This is a genomic window from Streptomyces tateyamensis, assembly GCF_003205575.1.
Classification (GTDB): Bacteria; Actinomycetota; Actinomycetes; order Streptomycetales; family Streptomycetaceae; genus Kitasatospora; species Kitasatospora tateyamensis.
The window spans coordinates 1-15,222 of record NZ_PYBW01000029.1; the positions used below are offsets into that span (position 1 = coordinate 1).

15 protein-coding genes are annotated in these 15,222 nt (G+C 73.8%); 4 read left to right on the forward strand and 11 right to left on the reverse strand.

The genetic code is table 11. The features are described from left to right. Positions 1-445, forward strand: a 445-nt coding sequence (locus tag C7C46_RS34890) for a hypothetical protein (protein WP_110667632.1), incomplete at its 5' end; no start/stop codon positions are given. A gap of 104 nt (positions 446-549) precedes the next feature. Here the strand turns inward: C7C46_RS34890 and C7C46_RS09165 are convergent. Continuing rightward, positions 550-753, reverse strand: a complete 204-nt coding sequence (locus tag C7C46_RS09165) for a cold-shock protein (protein ID WP_110667634.1) — start codon at positions 751-753, stop codon at positions 550-552. Positions 754-1,125: 372 nt separating this feature from the next. Here C7C46_RS09165 and C7C46_RS09170 point away from each other — a divergent pair, with 372 nt between their 5' ends. Then, entirely contained in the window at positions 1,126-1,353 is a 228-nt protein-coding gene (locus tag C7C46_RS09170) for a hypothetical protein (protein ID WP_110667636.1), read from the forward strand. A 30-nt stretch (positions 1,354-1,383) separates the two neighbouring features. On the opposite strand, the gene C7C46_RS09175 is transcribed toward C7C46_RS09170, so the two are convergent. The 6 genes from C7C46_RS09175 to C7C46_RS09200 are packed head-to-tail and all read right to left on the reverse strand — an operon-like array spanning position 1,384 to position 8,582. Further along, the gene (locus C7C46_RS09175; protein WP_245984314.1) at positions 1,384-2,265 is read right to left on the reverse strand and encodes a PaaX family transcriptional regulator; all 882 of its coding nucleotides are present in this window, start codon (positions 2,263-2,265) and stop codon (positions 1,384-1,386) included. A gap of 47 nt (positions 2,266-2,312) precedes the next feature. Then, positions 2,313-4,688: a bifunctional salicylyl-CoA 5-hydroxylase/oxidoreductase gene (locus C7C46_RS09180; RefSeq protein ID WP_110667638.1), complete on the reverse strand. Its 2,376-nt coding sequence runs from the start codon at positions 4,686-4,688 to the stop codon at positions 2,313-2,315. Next, positions 4,685-6,337, reverse strand: a complete 1,653-nt coding sequence (locus C7C46_RS09185) for an AMP-binding protein (RefSeq protein WP_110667640.1) — start codon at positions 6,335-6,337, stop codon at positions 4,685-4,687. Before C7C46_RS09185 ends, C7C46_RS09180 begins: the two co-directional genes overlap by 4 nt. Further along, on the reverse strand, positions 6,334-7,251 hold the full coding sequence (locus tag C7C46_RS09190; protein WP_110667641.1) for an acyl-CoA thioesterase: 918 nt from the start codon (positions 7,249-7,251) through the stop codon (positions 6,334-6,336). Before C7C46_RS09190 ends, C7C46_RS09185 begins: the two co-directional genes overlap by 4 nt. Further along, positions 7,251-7,736, reverse strand: coding sequence for a cupin domain-containing protein (locus C7C46_RS09195; protein ID WP_110667642.1), 486 nt, complete (start codon positions 7,734-7,736; stop codon positions 7,251-7,253). Before C7C46_RS09195 ends, C7C46_RS09190 begins: the two co-directional genes overlap by 1 nt. Before the next feature lie 30 nt (positions 7,737-7,766). Continuing rightward, the gene (locus tag C7C46_RS09200) at positions 7,767-8,582 is read right to left on the reverse strand and encodes a fumarylacetoacetate hydrolase family protein (RefSeq protein WP_110667643.1); all 816 of its coding nucleotides are present in this window, start codon (positions 8,580-8,582) and stop codon (positions 7,767-7,769) included. 115 nt (positions 8,583-8,697) lie between these two features. On the opposite strand from C7C46_RS09200, the gene C7C46_RS09205 reads away from it, so the two are divergent. Beyond that, positions 8,698-9,132 carry a RidA family protein gene (locus tag C7C46_RS09205; RefSeq protein ID WP_110667645.1) on the forward strand — a complete coding sequence of 145 codons (435 nt, stop codon included), beginning with the start codon at positions 8,698-8,700 and terminating at the stop codon, positions 9,130-9,132. Positions 9,133-9,194: 62 nt separating this feature from the next. Next, entirely contained in the window at positions 9,195-10,826 is a 1,632-nt protein-coding gene (locus C7C46_RS09210; protein ID WP_110667648.1) for an amidohydrolase, read from the forward strand. A 58-nt stretch (positions 10,827-10,884) separates the two neighbouring features. Here C7C46_RS09210 and C7C46_RS09215 read toward each other — a convergent pair whose 3' ends face one another. The 4 genes from C7C46_RS09215 to C7C46_RS09230 all read right to left on the reverse strand — a co-directional run bounded on the left by C7C46_RS09215 (position 10,885) and on the right by C7C46_RS09230 (position 15,179). Further along, a complete protein-coding gene (locus C7C46_RS09215) occupies positions 10,885-11,877 on the reverse strand; it encodes a quinone oxidoreductase family protein (protein WP_110667650.1) in 993 nt (330 codons plus the stop codon). 68 nt (positions 11,878-11,945) lie between these two features. Next, positions 11,946-13,334: an aspartate aminotransferase family protein gene (locus tag C7C46_RS09220; protein ID WP_110667652.1), complete on the reverse strand. Its 1,389-nt coding sequence runs from the start codon at positions 13,332-13,334 to the stop codon at positions 11,946-11,948. Next, on the reverse strand, positions 13,334-14,743 hold the full coding sequence (locus C7C46_RS09225; protein WP_110667654.1) for a methylaspartate mutase: 1,410 nt from the start codon (positions 14,741-14,743) through the stop codon (positions 13,334-13,336). Before C7C46_RS09225 ends, C7C46_RS09220 begins: the two co-directional genes overlap by 1 nt. After that, positions 14,736-15,179, reverse strand: a complete 444-nt coding sequence (locus tag C7C46_RS09230; protein ID WP_110667657.1) for a cobalamin-dependent protein — start codon at positions 15,177-15,179, stop codon at positions 14,736-14,738. The genes C7C46_RS09225 and C7C46_RS09230 overlap by 8 nt, the downstream gene beginning before the upstream one ends. Positions 15,180-15,222 lie beyond the last annotated feature (43 nt).

Consider the following 15,222-nt stretch of genomic DNA (forward strand, 5'->3'; position numbering starts at 1 on the left):
GGCGCACGAGGTGCTGGGCTTCCGGGTGCTGCTGTCACCGGTGCACGGGCAGTGGCTGGCGGAGCTGGGGCAGGTGTACGAGCTGTGCTGGGCCACCACCTGGGAGCAGGACGCGAACACCCACCTGGCCCCGCTGCTGGGCCTGCCGCCGCTGCCGGTGGTGCGGTTCGCCGGGTACCGGCCGCAGCCGGAGGACCCGAGGGTCCGGCTGATGGAGCTGCTCTCGGGCGCGAAGTGGGCCCCGCTGCTGCGGTACGCGGGCGGTCGGCCGTTCGCCTGGGTGGATGACGTGATGCCGTTCCGGCTGGTGCGCAACTCGCTGCTGCGGCGGGACCGGCTGCTGTTGCCGATCGACCCGGAAGCCGGTCTGGAACGCCACCACGTGGACCGGCTGCTGGTCCGCCCGCCGCGCGCCCGGTGGGGGCGGGTCGGGGCCGGCCGCTGAAGCCGGCGGGCCTTGCCCCCCTTCGGGCACACAGAGAGGCCCGTACCGGCATGTAACGCGGTACGGGCCTCTCTCAGTCCTCGGCGGGCGCCGGGGCAGAAGAACTACAGCGGGCGAATGTTCTCAGCCTGCGGGCCCTTCTGGCCCTGGGTGACATCGAACTCGACCTTCTGGCCCTCGAGCAGCTCGCGGAAGCCGTTGGCGACGATGTTCGAGTAGTGGGCGAAGACGTCCGGGCCGCCACCCTCCTGCTCGATGAAGCCGAAGCCCTTCTCCGAGTTGAACCACTTCACAGTGCCATTAGCCATAAAAAACTCCTTCAAAGGGCTGTCCGAAGCACGCACAGCGCGGGCATCAGTCGCCGCATGGAGTGCCCACCCGGAGAGGACCCGGGAAACAAAAATGCGCCTGCAGTTCATTCGCAGGCGCACACAAAGTTCAATGGGAACTACACAACTGCAACGAAGTTGACTGTAGCAGGCCGCGGCCCGCAGTGGGGGGATCCGGGCCGGTAGATTTCGCGCGGCCCGGCGCGGGAGTGTCCGCCCGATCCGGGTGGGTTGTCAACTTCGCAGCCCGGCAGGGAAGTTGGCTGAGCGGTCGGCGCCGGCCGAAGTCGACCGATTTCCGCCGCGCCCAGGAGGTGCCCAAGGCGGGGCTCGCGGCGCATACTGGCAGTAATGTCGAAATCAGCAGCAGGTCCCCGTCCCCTGCCCACCAGCCCCTTCAAGCCTCGTCGGGAGGCCCCGCCCAAGCACTTCGCCGTGGGTGACCGGGTCACCCACGACGGTTACGGCCTCGGCCGGGTCATCAGTGTCGAAGGCGACGGCAACACCGCTGTCCTCGTCGACTTCGGATCACGACAGGAGCGCATCAGTCACCCGTACACCGCGATGTTCAAGCTCTGACCCGCGGCGCCCGACGCCCGCCGACACCGTTCAGCTGGCATCGGGCGCCGAACGCTGCCCGGGGGCCCCACCGGGCCAGTGGCGGGCGGCGTGGCTCAGGGCGGGGTCGGCCAGGGCCGCGGCGAGGCGTTCGAACAGGTGGACGGCGGCCGGGCCGCTCCAGTCCTCGGTCAGCACCTCCATGGGGAGGCCGGGGTCGCGGAACGGCAGTTTGCGCCAGTGGTCGATCACTGAGAGGTACTGGACGAACGCGTGCTGTCCGTCGGGCGTGGGGCCGGCTGCGAAGCCGTCCAGTACGGCCTGGTGGTCCGCGATGAAGTCCCGGTAGCGCCGGTCGATCTCGGCGAGGTCCCAGCCGTTGCGGACCATCGCGGTGAGCTGCTGCCCGCCGCGGTAGTCGCCGACGAAGACGGCGCACTGCTCGGTGAGGTCGAGTTCGGCGATGGCGCGCCGAGCGGCCGGGAGCATCCGGGCCGGGGCGATCCACACGGCCGAGCCGGTGTTGCCGAAGCCCAGTGCGGCCAGGTGCGCGGTCAGCCGGTGGCGCACCGCGCGGGCGGACTCCGGTATCGAGAAGTTGACCAGGCACCAGCCGTCGCCGAGGTCGGCGGGCTGCCGGGCGTGCCAGATCACCTCGTCACCGGCCGCGAGCGCCTCCAGGGCGGCCGGGGTCAGCGCGTAGCCGCGCTGGCCGGAGCGGGTCTGCGAGTCCAGCCAGCCGCGCTTCTTGAGCCGGAAGACCGCGGTGCGCACGCCGGCCGCGTCCAGGCCCGCCTGGGCCAGCAGCTCGACCGTGCCGGCGATCGGCATCCAGTCGCCCATCGGGCGCACGACGGCGCCCAGGAAGCTCACCAGCAGGGTGCGGGACCGGCGGGCCGCCGCCGGGGGCCGGGCGCTGTTCGTCTCGCTCATCCCGTTCAGTATCGCCGACCCGGCCGTTCATGATCTCATCGGCCCGGTCACCCCGAGCCCTCGTCAGATCCGGGCTGCCAGCGCAGGTGCACCCGGTCGGCGGTGCCCGCGCGCAGCAGGTCCAGCCGCGGCGGGATCCGGTCGGTGCGCGAGGTCGGCGGTCGGCGCCGGCCGGCCTCCCAGGGGAGCGGCCAGCGGGCCCCCGCGCCGCGGTACTCCTGTTCGGCGGCCGCCTGCAGGGTCCACTGCGGGTTGTAGAGGTGGGTGCGGCCCAGCGCGCAGAGGTCGGCCCGGCCGGCCAGCAGGATCGAGTTGACGTCGTCGTAGGAGGAGATGGCGCCGACCGCGATCACCTTGACGCCGGCGGGCGCGGCCACCTCGTGGCGGATCCGGTCGGCGAACGGGGTCTGGTACGAGCGTCCGTAGGCCGGCTTCTCGTCCTTGGTGACCTGCCCCGAGGAGACGTCGATCGCGGCCGCGCCGTGCTCGACGAAGGCGCGGGCGATCGCCACGGCCTCGTCCTCGGTGGTGCCGTCCGGCACCCAGTCGCTGGCCGAGATGCGGACGGTGACCGGGATCGCGGCCGGCACGGTGGCGCGCACGGCGTCGAAGACCTCCAGCGGGAACCGCAGGCGGGCGGCCAGCGAGCCGCCGTACTCGTCGGTGCGGTGGTTGGCCACCGGGGAGAGGAAGGAGGAGAGCAGGTAGCCGTGGGCGGCGTGCACCTCGATCAGGTCGAAGCCGGCCCGGACCCCGCGCTCGGCGGCGGCGGTGAAGTCGGCGACCACCTGGTCCAGGTCCGCGCGGGTGGCCTCGCGCGGGAGGTGGCAGCCGGCGCCGTAGGGGATCGGGGACGGGCCGATCACCTCCCAGTTGCCCTCCGCCAGCGGCTGGTCGATGCCCTCCCACATCAGCCTGGTCGATCCCTTGCGGCCGGAGTGGCCCAGCTGCAGGCCGATCCGGGCGCCGCTGCGCTGGTGCACGAACTCGGTGACCCGGCGCCAGGCGGCGCCCTGCTCCTCGGTCCACAGCCCCGCGCAGCCCGGGGTGATCCGGCCCTCGGGCGAGACGCAGACCATCTCGGTCATCACCAGGCCCGCGCCGCCGAGCGCCTTGGCGCCGAGGTGCACCAGGTGGAAGTCCCCGGGGACCCCGTCCACCGCGGAGTACATGTCCATGGGGGAGACCACGACGCGGTTGGGCAGTTCGAGCGGACCGATCCGCACCGGCTGGAACATCGCCGGGGCGACCTCGGCGGCCTGCTCCTGGCGGGCGAACTCACGTTCCATCAGGTCGGCGAACCCGGCGTCGCGCTCGCGCAGGTTCTCGAAGGTGATCCGCCGGGACCGGGTCAGCAGGTTGAACGCGAACTGGGCCGGGGCCTGGCCCGCGTACCGGCCGATGTTCTCGAACCACTCCAGCGAGGCCTGCGCGGCCCGCTGGGTCGACTCGACCACCGGCCGGCGCTCGACCTGGTAGGCCGTCAGCGCCTGGTTCACCGTAGGGTGCTCGTGCAGGCAGGCGGCCAGCGCGAGGGCGTCCTCCATGGCCAGCTTGGTGCCCGAGCCGATCGAGAAGTGGGCGGTGTGGGCGGCGTCGCCGAGCAGCACCACGTTGCCGTCGTGCCACCGCTCGTTGCGCACGGTGGTGAAGGCCAGCCACTGCGAGTTGTTGGTCAGGACCCGGTGGCCGCGCAGCTCGTCGGCGAACAGCTCGCGGATCCGGTCGGCGGCGTACTCGTCCGAGACGCCCGGGGGGAGGTCCTGGTCCTCGGTGCGGTCGAAGCCGGCCCGGCGCCAGACCTCCTCGTGCATCTCGACGATGAAGGTCGAACCGGCCGCGGAGTAGGGGTAGCCGTGGATCTGCATGGTGCCCCACGGCGTCTGCTTGACGAAGAACTGGAACGCCTCGAAGACCAGGTCGGTGCCGAGCCAGATGTACCGGTTGCGCCGCCGGTCCAGCGAGGGGGCGAAGACGTCGGCGTACTTGGTGCGGATCGCGGAGCCCACGCCGTCGGCGGCCACCACCAGGTCGTGGCCGGCCCGCAGCTCGTCCGCGTCGGGCGCCGGGGTGCGGTAGTGGACGGTGACACCCAGCTCGGCGGCCCGCCGTTGCAGGATCCCGAGCAGCTCCTTGCGGCCCATCGCGGCGAAGCCCTGCCCGCCTACGGTGAACCGGTGGCCGTCGAAGTCGATGTCGATGTCGCTCCAGCGGGCGAAGCGGCGCTCCATCGCCGCGTGCACGACCTGGTCGGCGTTGTCGATGCCGCTCAGGGTCTCCTCGGAGAAGACGACGCCGAAGCCGAAGGTGTCGTTTGGCGCGTTGCGCTCCCAGACGGTGACCTGGTGCGCCGGGTCCAGCTGCTTCAGCAGGGCGGCCAGGTACAGGCCCCCCGGGCCGCCGCCGGCGATGGCGATCCTCATGCCTGGTCCTCCTCGGCCGGCCGGCCGGCCACCAGCCGGCGCAGCCTGAAGTGCTGGAGCTTGCCGCTGGCGTTGCGCGGCAGCGCGTCGGTGAAGCGCACCTGGCGCGGGTACTTGTAGGGGGCGATCGACTGCTTGACGTGGTCCTGGAGTTCGGCGGCCTTGGCCGCGTCGCCCACCAGGCCCTCGCGCAGCACCACGAAGGCGCAGACCACCGAGCCGCGTTCGGGGTCGGGGGCGGCGACCACCGCCGTCTCCAGCACGTCCGGATGGGTGGCCAGCGCGGCCTCGACCTCGGGGCCGGCGATGTTGTAGCCGGAGGAGACGATCATGCCGTCCTCGCGTGCCTGGTACCAGAAGTAGCCGTCCTCGTCGCGCACGAAGGTGTCGCCGGTGACGTTCCAACCGTTCACCACGTAGGCCGCCTGCCGCTCGTCGTCCAGGTAGCGGCAGCCGACCGGGCCGATCACGCCGAGGCGGCCGGCGACGCCGGGTGCGGCCTCGGTGCCGTCCGGGCCCAGCACGGTGGCGCGGTAGCCGGGGACCGGCCGCCCCGTCGCGCCCGGGCGGATGTCCGTGCCGGTGGCCGAGATGAAGATGTGCAGCAGCTCGGTGGCGCCGATCCCGTCGATGACCTCCAGGCCGAGCTCCGCGCGCAGCCGCTCCCACAGTGCGCGGGGCAGGTGCTCGCCCGCGCTGACCGCCCGGCGCAGGCCCGAGAGCTGCTGCACCGCCCCGGACTTGACGATCTGCTGGTAGGCGGTGGGTGCGGTGGCCAGCACCGTCACTCCGTGGTCGGCGACCAGCCGGGCCAGTTGCACCGGGGTGGCGGTCTCGGTGAGGAAGGCGCAGGCGCCGGCCCGCAGGGTGAAGACGACCAGCATGCCGAGGCCGAAGGTGAAGGCGAACGGCGCGGTGCAGGCGACCAGGTCGTCGGGGAGCAGCCGCAGCGTGCTCCGGCCGAAGGTGTTGTCGATCGACAGCAGGTCGCGGTGGAAGTGCACGGTGATCTTCGGGATGCCGGTGGTGCCCGAGGTCGGCCCGAACAGCGCGACGTCGGCCGCGGCGGTGTCCACGGCCGTGAACCGCCCGGACTTCGCCGCGGCCAGCCGGCTCAGGTCCCCGGCCGCGGCGCCGCCGTGCGCCAGCACGGACAACTCCGGTGCCACGGTGTCCCGCACGGCGAACACCTCGTCGAGGTAGCGGTGGTCGACCAGGGCCGCGGCCGGCCTGGTCTTGGCCACGATCGGCGCCAGCTCGCGGGCCCGCAGCGCGGCCATGGTGCTGACCGCGATGCCGCCGGCCTTCAGCACGCCCAGCCAGGCGGCCACGGCCCACGGGTTGTTGGGGGAGCGCAGCAGCACCCGGTTGCCGGGTTGCAGGCCGAGCTCCTCGGTGAGTACTTGGGCGACCTGGTCGGCCCGCTGCCGCAGCTCCCCGTACGTCCAGACCTCGCCCTCCGGAGTGCGCAGCGCGGGCCGCTGCGCACCGAAGGCCGCCGCCGGACGGTCGATCAGCTCGACGGCGGCGTTCAGGCGTTCGGGGTACTGGAGCAGCTCGGTGGTGAACTCCAGCACCGGCCACTGCCCGGGCGGGGGCAGGTGGTCGCGGGCAAAGGTGTCGGTGTGGCCCGAGGGCGGCAGGGTCATGGCCGGCCTGCCCCAGCCGACCGGATCATCCCTTCCTGCACGACCGTGGCCAGGTGGGTGCCGTCGGGGGCGAAGAAGCGGCCGGAGCCCAGGCCGCGCCCGGCCTCGGCGGCGCCGGCCTGCTGGGCGTAGAGCAGCCAGCCGTCCGCCACGCCCGGGCGCGGCGGGCGGTGGAACCACATCGCGTGGTCGAGGCTGGCGGTGACCAGGCCCTCCTGCGCCCAGTGCAGGCCGAGCACCCGCAGCACCGGCTCGAGGATCGTGTAGTCGCAGACGTAGGCCAGGGCCGCGGTGTCCCGCTGCGCGTCGGTGAGCCCCTCGACCGGGCGCAGCGCGTCGAACGGCTTGACCCAGAGCGCCTGGTGGGGAACCCGCGCGCCCTCGACACGGAGGTAGACCGGGCCCGGCACGTGCCGCAGGTCGAAGCTGCGCCCGGTGGACCAGTATGCCTTCGAGCCCGCGGTCATCGTCCCGCCGCTGCGGTCCGCGAGGTACTCGGCGGAGCTGGGCAGCTCCTCCGGCCCGGGCACCTCCGGTGGGTCGGCCCGGTAGCTGGCGCCGGGCTCGCCGGCCGCGAAGTTGGCCAGGCAGACGTAGAGCGCCCTGCCCTGCTGGTAGCCGCGCACCTGCCGGGTCGCGTAGCCGCGGCCGTCGCGCAGCAGTTCCACCTCGTAGTGCACCTCGGCGCCGATCTCGGCCGGGCGCATGAAGTAGGAGTGCATGGAGTGCAGCGCCTTGCCGTCCTCGACCGAGCGCATCGCGGCCGCGGCCGCCTGGGCGACCAGGTCGCCGCCGTAGGCCTTCGGCCACGGGCAGGGCTGGGTGACGGCGGTGAACGCGAGGTCGAACCGGTCGGCCGGCGCGGGGCGCAGGGTGACCGCGGCGGTGAAGGCCTCGGAGGTGGTGTCGGCCATCAGGGGCGCTCCAGCCAGTCGCGCAGCTCCGCGTCCGCGACCTCGGGCAGGTTGACCACGATGTTCTCCGGTGTACGGGTGGTCAGCCAGGTCAGCGGCCGGTCGCGGTCCAGGTTGCACTCGACGTGCGGCATGAAGGGCGGGACGAAGACCCAGTCGCCCTCCGCCAGGTCGACGTAGTCCGCGAACCCGTGGCCGAAGTAGATCCGGCCCCGCCCGGCCAGCACGTAGCCGCCGGTCTCGGCCTCGCCGTGGTGGTGCGGCACCGAGCGGTAGCCGCCCTCGTTGCGGACCTTGCCGAACCAGAGCCGGGTGGCCGGGGTGTGCTGGATGCTGACGCCCGAGATCCGGGTGGCGCCGGCGGACTGGCCGGTGTCCCCGGGCTCGGTGCCGGCCCGGGTCACCACCGGTACCACCAGGCCGCTCGCCGTGGTGCGGATCGGGTGGTCGCCGTCGAGGAGGTGGTCGCCGGGCGTTGGGTCCATCGGAGCTCCCTTGGTGGAGGAGAGGGATCGTCAGTTGGTGAACCGCACGGTGTTGCACAGCCGGCCGATGCCGGGGATCTCGGTCTCGACGAGGTCGCCGTCGGCGAGGAAGCGCGGCGGCTGCCGGGCCGCTCCGATGCCGCCGGGCGTGCCGGTCAGCACCAGGTCGCCCGGGCGCAGCACGGTGAAGGTCGAGATGTAGGCGAGCAGGTCGGCCGGGTCGAAGACCAGCGTGCGGGTGTTGTCGCGCTGGACCTGCTCGCCGTTGACCCGGCAGATCACCTCGAGGCCGGCAGCGGGGTCGACCTCCTCCGGCGTCACGACCACCGGTCCGACCGGGGTGGCGGCGTCCCAGGCCTTGCCCTGGAACCACTCCAGGGTGCGGTACTGCCAGTCGCGCACCGAGATGTCGTTCGCCACGGTGTAGCCGGCGATGCCGGCCAGCGCGGTCGACCGGTCGGCCCGGCGCAGGGTGGCGCCCACCACGACGGCGAGCTCGGCCTCCCAGTCGACCTGCAGGCCCGGCGGCAGCACCAGGTCGGCCTCGGGGCCGGCGAGGCTGTCGGCGAACTTGGTGAACAGCGTGGGGTGGGTGGGCAGTTCGCGCCCGGTCTCGCGGATGTGCTCGGCGTAGTTCAGGCCGCAGCAGATCACCTTGCGGGGCGCGGGCAGCGGGAGCACCGGGACGGCGCCGGGGAGCGCGGGACCGGCCGCGGCGAGCGCCGAGGCCGGCGGGCCGGCCGCCAGGTACGCCGACAGGTCGGGGGCCGGCAGCGCCCGCCAGGTCTGCCCGTCGAGCACGGCGGCGCTGGTGCCGGCCGGATGGGCGACGGTCGCGAGCTGCATGACGGTGGCTCCTCCCTCGCACTGCTGATATTTCATTATTTCTACGACCGTCATAAAACTGTCAATAGATGCTACGGTGACGGCGCCCCAGCTGCCGTCCCGACAGGAGCTCGCCATGGCGGCCGATCTGACGCCGGTTCCGGTCAACCCCCCGTCGCTGCCGAAGCCCAGCGGCTACTCGCACGGGACGCTCAGCGGCAACACGCTGTACCTGGGCGGGCAGACCGCCCTCGACGAGCGGATGCGGATCGTGCCGGGCGGGATCGTCGAGCAGTTCCGGCAGGCCTTCGCCAACGTGCTCACCACCCTGGCCGCGGTGGGCGGCCGGCCGCAGGACCTGGTGAGCGTGACGCTGTACCTGACCGACATCGCCGACTACCAGGCGCACGGCAAGGAGATCGGGCAGGTCTGGCGGGAGCTGGCCGGCCCGGTCTACCCCGCGATGGCCGGCATCGGCACCACCGGGCTGTGGCAGCCCGAGGCCATGATCGAGATCCTCGGCGTCGCGGTCGTCCCGGACGAGCGGCTGGTGCGGCCCGCCACCGGTTGACGGCACCACCACAATCGGACTGTCCACCAAGCACGTTCGCCGTCGAGCCGTCGGAGGCCGCCGTGTCCTGGTCCACCCCGCCGTTCGCGGACCTGCTGCTGCGCGCGGGCCGCATCCACACCCTGGTTCCCGGGCTGCCGCCGCAGCGCTCGCTCGCGGTGCGCGGCGAGCGGGTGCTCGCCCTCGCGGAGTCGGCGCACGGGCTCGACGGCCTGGCCGGTCCGGCCACCACGCTGCTGGACCTGCCCGCAGCGAGCGTGCTGCCGGCCTTCGACGACACCCACACCCACCTGATCGCGGCCGCCGACAGCGCCCATGACGTGGCCGTGGACAGCGCCCGCTCCATCGCGGAGCTGGTGGCGCTGGTCCGGGCCCGGGCCGAGCGGACCCCGCCGGGGGAGTGGATTCGCACCGCCGGGCACTGGCAGGAACTCAACCTCGCCGAGCGCCGCTTCCCCACCGCGGCCGAGCTCGACCGGGCCACCGAGCGGCACCCGGTGCTGGTGCTGCGCGGGGTGCACAACCAGGCGCTCAACAGCCTTGCGCTGCGCCGCTGCGGGATCGACGCCGACACCCCCGACCCGGTGGGCGGCCGGATCGTACGCGACGCGGCCGGCCGCCCCGTCGGCCACCTGCAGGGCGGCCTGGCGCTGATCCGGCCGCAGCTGCCCGTGCCCGATCCGGCGACCAGGCTGGAGGGCCTGCGGCTGGCCTCGCACGCCTTCGCGGCCACCGGGATCGGCACCGTGCGCGACGCCAACTGCTCGCCCGCCGACCTGGCCGCCCTCCAGCAGCTCCGGGACCGCGGCGAACTCGGCTGCCGGGTGCGGGTGCTGCTCGGCACCCTCGGCTTCAGCACGCTCCGTCAGGTCGACCGGTTGCTGGACGAGATGGCGGCGTGGGAGGGCGCCGAGGACGACTGGCTGCGGGTGTGGGGAGTGAAGTTCTGGCTGGACGGCGGGATCGAGTCCGCCGCGCTGGACGCCCCCTACTGCCCCGCGCACTGCCCGACGCCCGGTTACACCGGGCAGTTCGCCTGGGACCCGGCGGAGTTGGAGGCCGCGGTGGAGCGGGTGGTGCGGCGCGGCCGGCGGGTCGGGGTGCACGCCTACGGGGACCGCGGCGTGCGGTCCCTGCTCGACCTGTTCGAGCGCGTGCAGCAGCGCGTCCCCGGTCTGCCGCCCGGCACCCTGGTGATGGAGCACGGCGGCCTCGCCGACCCGCAGCAGCGCCGGCGAGCCGTCCGGCTGGGCGTGCCGGTGACCGTCCAGCAGCCGCTGCTGCACGACGTGGCCGCCGTCCAGGCGCAGTACTGGGGCAGGGAACGGGTGGCCGCGCTCTTCCCCGTCCGGGGGTGGCTGGAGGCGGGCGCGGAGGTCTCGGCCGGCTCGGACTACCCCGTCGGCGCGTTCGGCGCCACGCACTCGCTGTACGGCCTGACCACCAGGGCCACGGTCGACGGCGTGCTCGGCCCGGAACAGGCCGTCGACCGGGCGGCGGCGATCGCCCTGCACACCACCGCCGCCGCCCGGTTGAACGGGGAGAGCCGGCTGCGCGGGCAGCTCGCCCCCGGCCGGCTCGCCGACCTCACGATCTGGCCCGAGGACCCGACGACCGTGCCCGAGCAGCGCCTCGACGGGCTGCTTCCCAGCCACACCCTGCTGGGCGGGCGCCTGGTCCACCGGCCCGCCTGACGGACCCGGTCGCCGCCGCCGGGCCGGCGGACTTCCCGACGCAGTCCTTCAGGCCGGGTCAGGCTGACGGCACCAACAGCAGCTTGCCCGTGGTGCGGCGTCCCTCCAGGTCGGCGTGGGCGGCGGCAGCCCGGGCCAGCGGATAGCGTCCACCGGGCTCGGCCGACAGCGTGCCGTCCCGCAGCCAGGCGAACACCTCGCCGGCGCGCTCGGCGAGTTCGGCCGGCTCGGTGGCGTGGTCGACCAGCGTGGGGCGGGTCAGGAAGAGCGAGCCGGCCGCGGCGAGCAGCTGCGGGTCGAACGGGGGAACCGGGCCGGAGGCGGCGCCGACCAGCACGAAGGTGCCGCGCCGGCGCAGCGCGGCCAGCCCGGTGCGGAAGGTGTCGCGGCCGACGCCGTCGTAGACCACGTCGACGCCGCGCCCGCCGGTCAGCTCGCGGACCCGGGCGGCGACCTGCTCGCCGTCACCGAAGCCGCCGGGCGGGACCACCAGGACGTCGCGCACGCCTGCGGCGGTGGCGACGGCGGCCTTGGCCTCGGTGGAGACCGTGCCGATCACGTGCACCCCGCGGCGTGCGAGGACCCGGGCCAGCTGCTGCCCCAGGCCGCCGGCGGCCGCGGGGACCAGGGCGCACTCGCCGGCCGCGGCCCGGTAGGTGCTGGTGGTCAGGTAGTGCGCGGTCAGACCCTGCAGCAGGACCGCGGCTGCGGCCTCCTCGGTGATGTCCGCGGGCAGCGGGACGGCGGCCCGTGCGGGCACCACGACCTGCTCGGCGTAGCTGCCGGGGGCCGCCCACCAGGCGACCCGGTCGCCGGGCGCGATGGCGCTCACCCCCGGGCCGGTGGCCAGCACGGTGCCGGCGCCCTCGCAGCCGACCACCAGCGGGGCCGGCAGCGGCCCGCGGCCCTCGCGCTCGTAGACGTCCTTGTAGTTGACCCCGGCGGCCGCGAGCCGCACCACCAGCTCGCCGGGCCCGGGCCGCGGGTCCGCCCGCTCGGCCAGCGCCAGGACCTCGGGGCCGCCGAACCGCTCGGCGATGACTGCTCGCATGTCGACCTCTCGTCGGATCGTCGGACTGTCGAATGAAGATGAACGCGGGCCTGCCGGCTGACGTGCCGTCAGTCGACGTACTTGTCCGCCGCGTCCAGCGCCGCGTCGAGGATCTCCAGGCCCTGGCGGGCCTCGTCGTCCGTGATGGTGCACGGCGGGACCAGGTGGATCCGGTTGAAGTTGTACACCGGCCACATGCCGCGCTCCTTGCACCCGGCGACCACCTCGTCCACCGGCCCGGTCTGGCCGGCCCCGGCGGCGTAGGGCACCAGCATCTCGCGGGTCTCCCGGTTGCGGACCAGCTCGACGGCCCAGAAGACGCCGAGCCCGCGCACCTCGCCGATGCTCGGGTGCCGCTCGGCCAGCTCGCGCAGGCCGGGGCCGAGCACGTCCTCGCCGATCCGGGCGGCGTTCTCCACGATGCCCTCCTCCTTCATCGCCGTGATGGTGGCGACGGCGGCGGCGCAGGCCAGCGGGTGGCCCGAGTAGGTGAGGCCGCCGGGGTAGACGACCTCCCGGAAGGTCTCGTGGATCGCGTCCGAGACGATCACGCCGCCGAGCGGGACGTAGCCGGAGTTGACGCCCTTCGCGAAGGTGATCAGGTCGGGGGTGACGCCCCAGTGGTCGACGGCGAACCACTCGCCGGCCCGTCCGAAGCCGGACATCACCTCGTCGGCGATGAAGACGATGCCGTACGTGTCGCACAGCGCCCGCACGCCCGCCAGGTAGCCGGGTGGCGGGACCAGGATGCCGGCGGTGCCGACGACGGTCTCCAGCAGGATCGCGGCGATCGTCGCGGGGCCCTCGAACTCGATCACCTCGGCGAGGTGGGCGAGCGCCCGGGCGCTCTCCTCGGCCTCGGTCGTGGCGTGGAAGTGCGAGCGGTACAGGTAGGGGCCGAAGAAGTGCGCGATGTTGCCGGTCGCGCTGCCGGAGCGCTCGTTGGCCCAGCGGCGCGGGTCGCCGGTGAGGCTGATCGCGGTGGCGGTGCCGCCGTGGTAGGAGCGGTAGGTGGAGAGCACCTTGGGGCGGCCGGTGTGCATCCGGGCCATCCGCACGGCGTGCTCGTTGGCGTCGGCGCCGCCGTTGGTGAAGAAGACGTGGTTCAGGTCGCCGGGGGCCAGCTCGGTGATCAGCCTGGCCGCCTCGCCGCGCTTGTCGTTGGCGAAGGTGGAGGCGATCATGCAGATCCGGTCGGCCTGCTCCTTGATCGCCGCGACCACCTTGGGGTGCGCGTGGCCGATGTTGAGGTTGATGAACTGCGAGGAGAAGTCGAGGTAGCGCTTGCCCTCGTAGTCCCAGAAGTGCCGGCCGGCGGCGCCCGCCACCGGGATCGGGTTGACCGCGCCCTGGGCGGCCCAGGAGTGGAAGAGGTGCGCGCGGTCCTCGGCGAAGACCCGCCGGCCCTCGGCCGGGTCGGGGGCGGGCAGCTGGGGGGCGGACGGCTGAGTAGTCATCAGAACCTCTGCGGGGGCTCGGACCGCGTGCGGTGCGGCGTGCTGGAGTGGAACCGGTCCTCGTTGTCGAGGAAGTAGCGGATGTCGGCGGTGGCCGCCTCGAAGGGGGAGCGCTCGCGGGCGCCGGGTGCCGGGGCGAGCAGGTCGGCGTGCCGGCGCAGTACGGCGGCGGAGAACGGCAGCGCACCGACGCCGGCGTAGCGGATGGCGCCGCAGGCGTCGCGCCGCGGGACGACGCGCGAGTGGGCGTGGACGCTGGCGCTGAACGGGATGTCCAGGCGCCCGGCGGCGAAGGCGGCCTCGATCGCGGGCAGCAGCGCGGGCTCGTTCAGCACCGGGTCGACCAGTTCGGCGACCTCGCGCTCGATCCAGTGCTGCTCCTCGGAGACCCGGTCCTCGTCGATCCGGACGAAGTCGAGCAGCTCGCAGGCGCCCAGCGCGGCAGTGCGGATGCCGTCGGCGTTCGCCTCGGCGTCGGGGATGCCGTACGCCTCCTGGTGGGTCTTGCTGATCACCTTGGTGGCGCCGCCGAGCCGGGCGAGCAGGCCGCCGTGCAGGATCAGCAGGTCGGCGTAGGAGCGGGTCCGCGGGAAGACGCCCATGAACTCGTGCAGCACCGGGTGGACTTCGATGCCCGGGTCGAGGTAGCGCGCGGCCAGGGTGCGCACCGCGCGCAGCGCGGCCACGTCCTGGTGGATCTCGCCGCCCTGCGGGTAGGCGATGGACAGGCAGCGCACGCCCTCGCGGGCCGCGGCCACCGCCTCCAGCACGGTGACGGCGAGGCTGACCGAGGGCGGGACCAGCACCGCGGTGAGTGTGCCGAACAGCTCCCGGTCGATCAGCACGCCCTCGGCGGCGAGCACTCCGCACACCGCGTCGACCTGCTGCCAGGCGCGCAGCGAGTGGCCGAGCGGCACGTTCTTGGAGTACGGCAAGTTGTAGCCGATGCCGCCGCCCTCGTAGGAGGTCAGGCCGGCGGCCAGGGCGACGGCGAACAGCTCGCGTCCGTCGGGCGAGCCGTGCCGCACCTCCAGCGGGACGTCGACGGCGGCGGCCAGCTCCCGTCCGCGCTGCCAGCCGTGCGCGACCAGCGGGTAGCCGTTCAGGTCGGCGGGGTTGCGGGCGAGCAGTTCGGCGGCGGTGTCGAAGTGCCGCAGCCGGGTGTGCGAGTCGATGGTGACCGAGAGCACGCCCGGTCCGGCCGGCTCCAGGGCGCGCAGCAGCTCGACCATCTCCCGGTGGCCGCCGACGCCGCAGCGCGGCTGCACCAGCGGACGGCCGCCGGCGGCGGCCTGGCGCAGCACCTCGGCCACCGGGCGGCGGGTGCGCAGGTGCGCCACGATCGCCTCCCAGTCGGGCAGTTCGGCGGCGATCCGGTCGTCGAGCTGCAGGCCGTGCAGTTCAGCCATGCTGCAGCTCGGCCGCCCGGGCGGCGTGCAGCATGTCGAGCAGCAGGACCAGGCCGCCCGCGTCCGCCAGCAGGTGGTCCACGCCCAGGTCGAGCAGCCGCTGCCGGTCGGTGCCGGCCTTGCGGCTGCCGACCGACAGATTGCCGCCGACGATCACCGGGCAGCGCAGCCGGCCGGCGGCACGCAGCTCGGGCAGGGTGCGCAGGTCCTGGTGGGCGTGGCCGTTGAGGGATCCGATCAGCACCGCCTCGGCGTGCGGGTGGCGGTCGTGGGCGTCGGCGAAGTCGGACAGCGGGGTGCACACGCCGAGGTTGAGCACGGTGAAGCCGTGCGACTGCAGTTGCATGGTGATCAGCTGGTTGGCGACGGCGTGCGCGTCGCTCTCGGCCACGCCCAGGATGACCAGGCGGTCGGCCGGCCCGGCCGGCGTGTTCATAGGGGGAGCCCTTTCGGCGGGGGACTGGGGGAGCGGGGGAGGG

Bases quoted from the DNA above. Each gene is read 5' to 3' on its own strand.
- C7C46_RS09165 (WP_110667634.1), bottom strand. From the start codon at position 753: ATGGCTAATGGCACTGTGAAGTGGTTCAACTCGGAGAAGGGCTTCGGC.
- C7C46_RS09170 (WP_110667636.1), top strand. From the start codon at position 1,126: ATGTCGAAATCAGCAGCAGGTCCCCGTCCCCTGCCCACCAGCCCCTTC.
- C7C46_RS09175 (WP_245984314.1), bottom strand. From the start codon at position 2,265: ATGAGCGAGACGAACAGCGCCCGGCCCCCGGCGGCGGCCCGCCGGTCC.
- C7C46_RS09180 (WP_110667638.1), bottom strand. From the start codon at position 4,688: ATGAGGATCGCCATCGCCGGCGGCGGCCCGGGGGGCCTGTACCTGGCC.
- C7C46_RS09185 (WP_110667640.1), bottom strand. From the start codon at position 6,337: ATGACCCTGCCGCCCTCGGGCCACACCGACACCTTTGCCCGCGACCAC.
- C7C46_RS09190 (WP_110667641.1), bottom strand. From the start codon at position 7,251: ATGGCCGACACCACCTCCGAGGCCTTCACCGCCGCGGTCACCCTGCGC.
- C7C46_RS09195 (WP_110667642.1), bottom strand. From the start codon at position 7,736: ATGGACCCAACGCCCGGCGACCACCTCCTCGACGGCGACCACCCGATC.
- C7C46_RS09200 (WP_110667643.1), bottom strand. From the start codon at position 8,582: ATGCAGCTCGCGACCGTCGCCCATCCGGCCGGCACCAGCGCCGCCGTG.
- C7C46_RS09205 (WP_110667645.1), top strand. From the start codon at position 8,698: ATGGCGGCCGATCTGACGCCGGTTCCGGTCAACCCCCCGTCGCTGCCG.
- C7C46_RS09215 (WP_110667650.1), bottom strand. From the start codon at position 11,877: ATGCGAGCAGTCATCGCCGAGCGGTTCGGCGGCCCCGAGGTCCTGGCG.
- C7C46_RS09220 (WP_110667652.1), bottom strand. From the start codon at position 13,334: ATGACTACTCAGCCGTCCGCCCCCCAGCTGCCCGCCCCCGACCCGGCC.
- C7C46_RS09225 (WP_110667654.1), bottom strand. From the start codon at position 14,743: ATGGCTGAACTGCACGGCCTGCAGCTCGACGACCGGATCGCCGCCGAA.
- C7C46_RS09230 (WP_110667657.1), bottom strand. From the start codon at position 15,179: ATGAACACGCCGGCCGGGCCGGCCGACCGCCTGGTCATCCTGGGCGTG.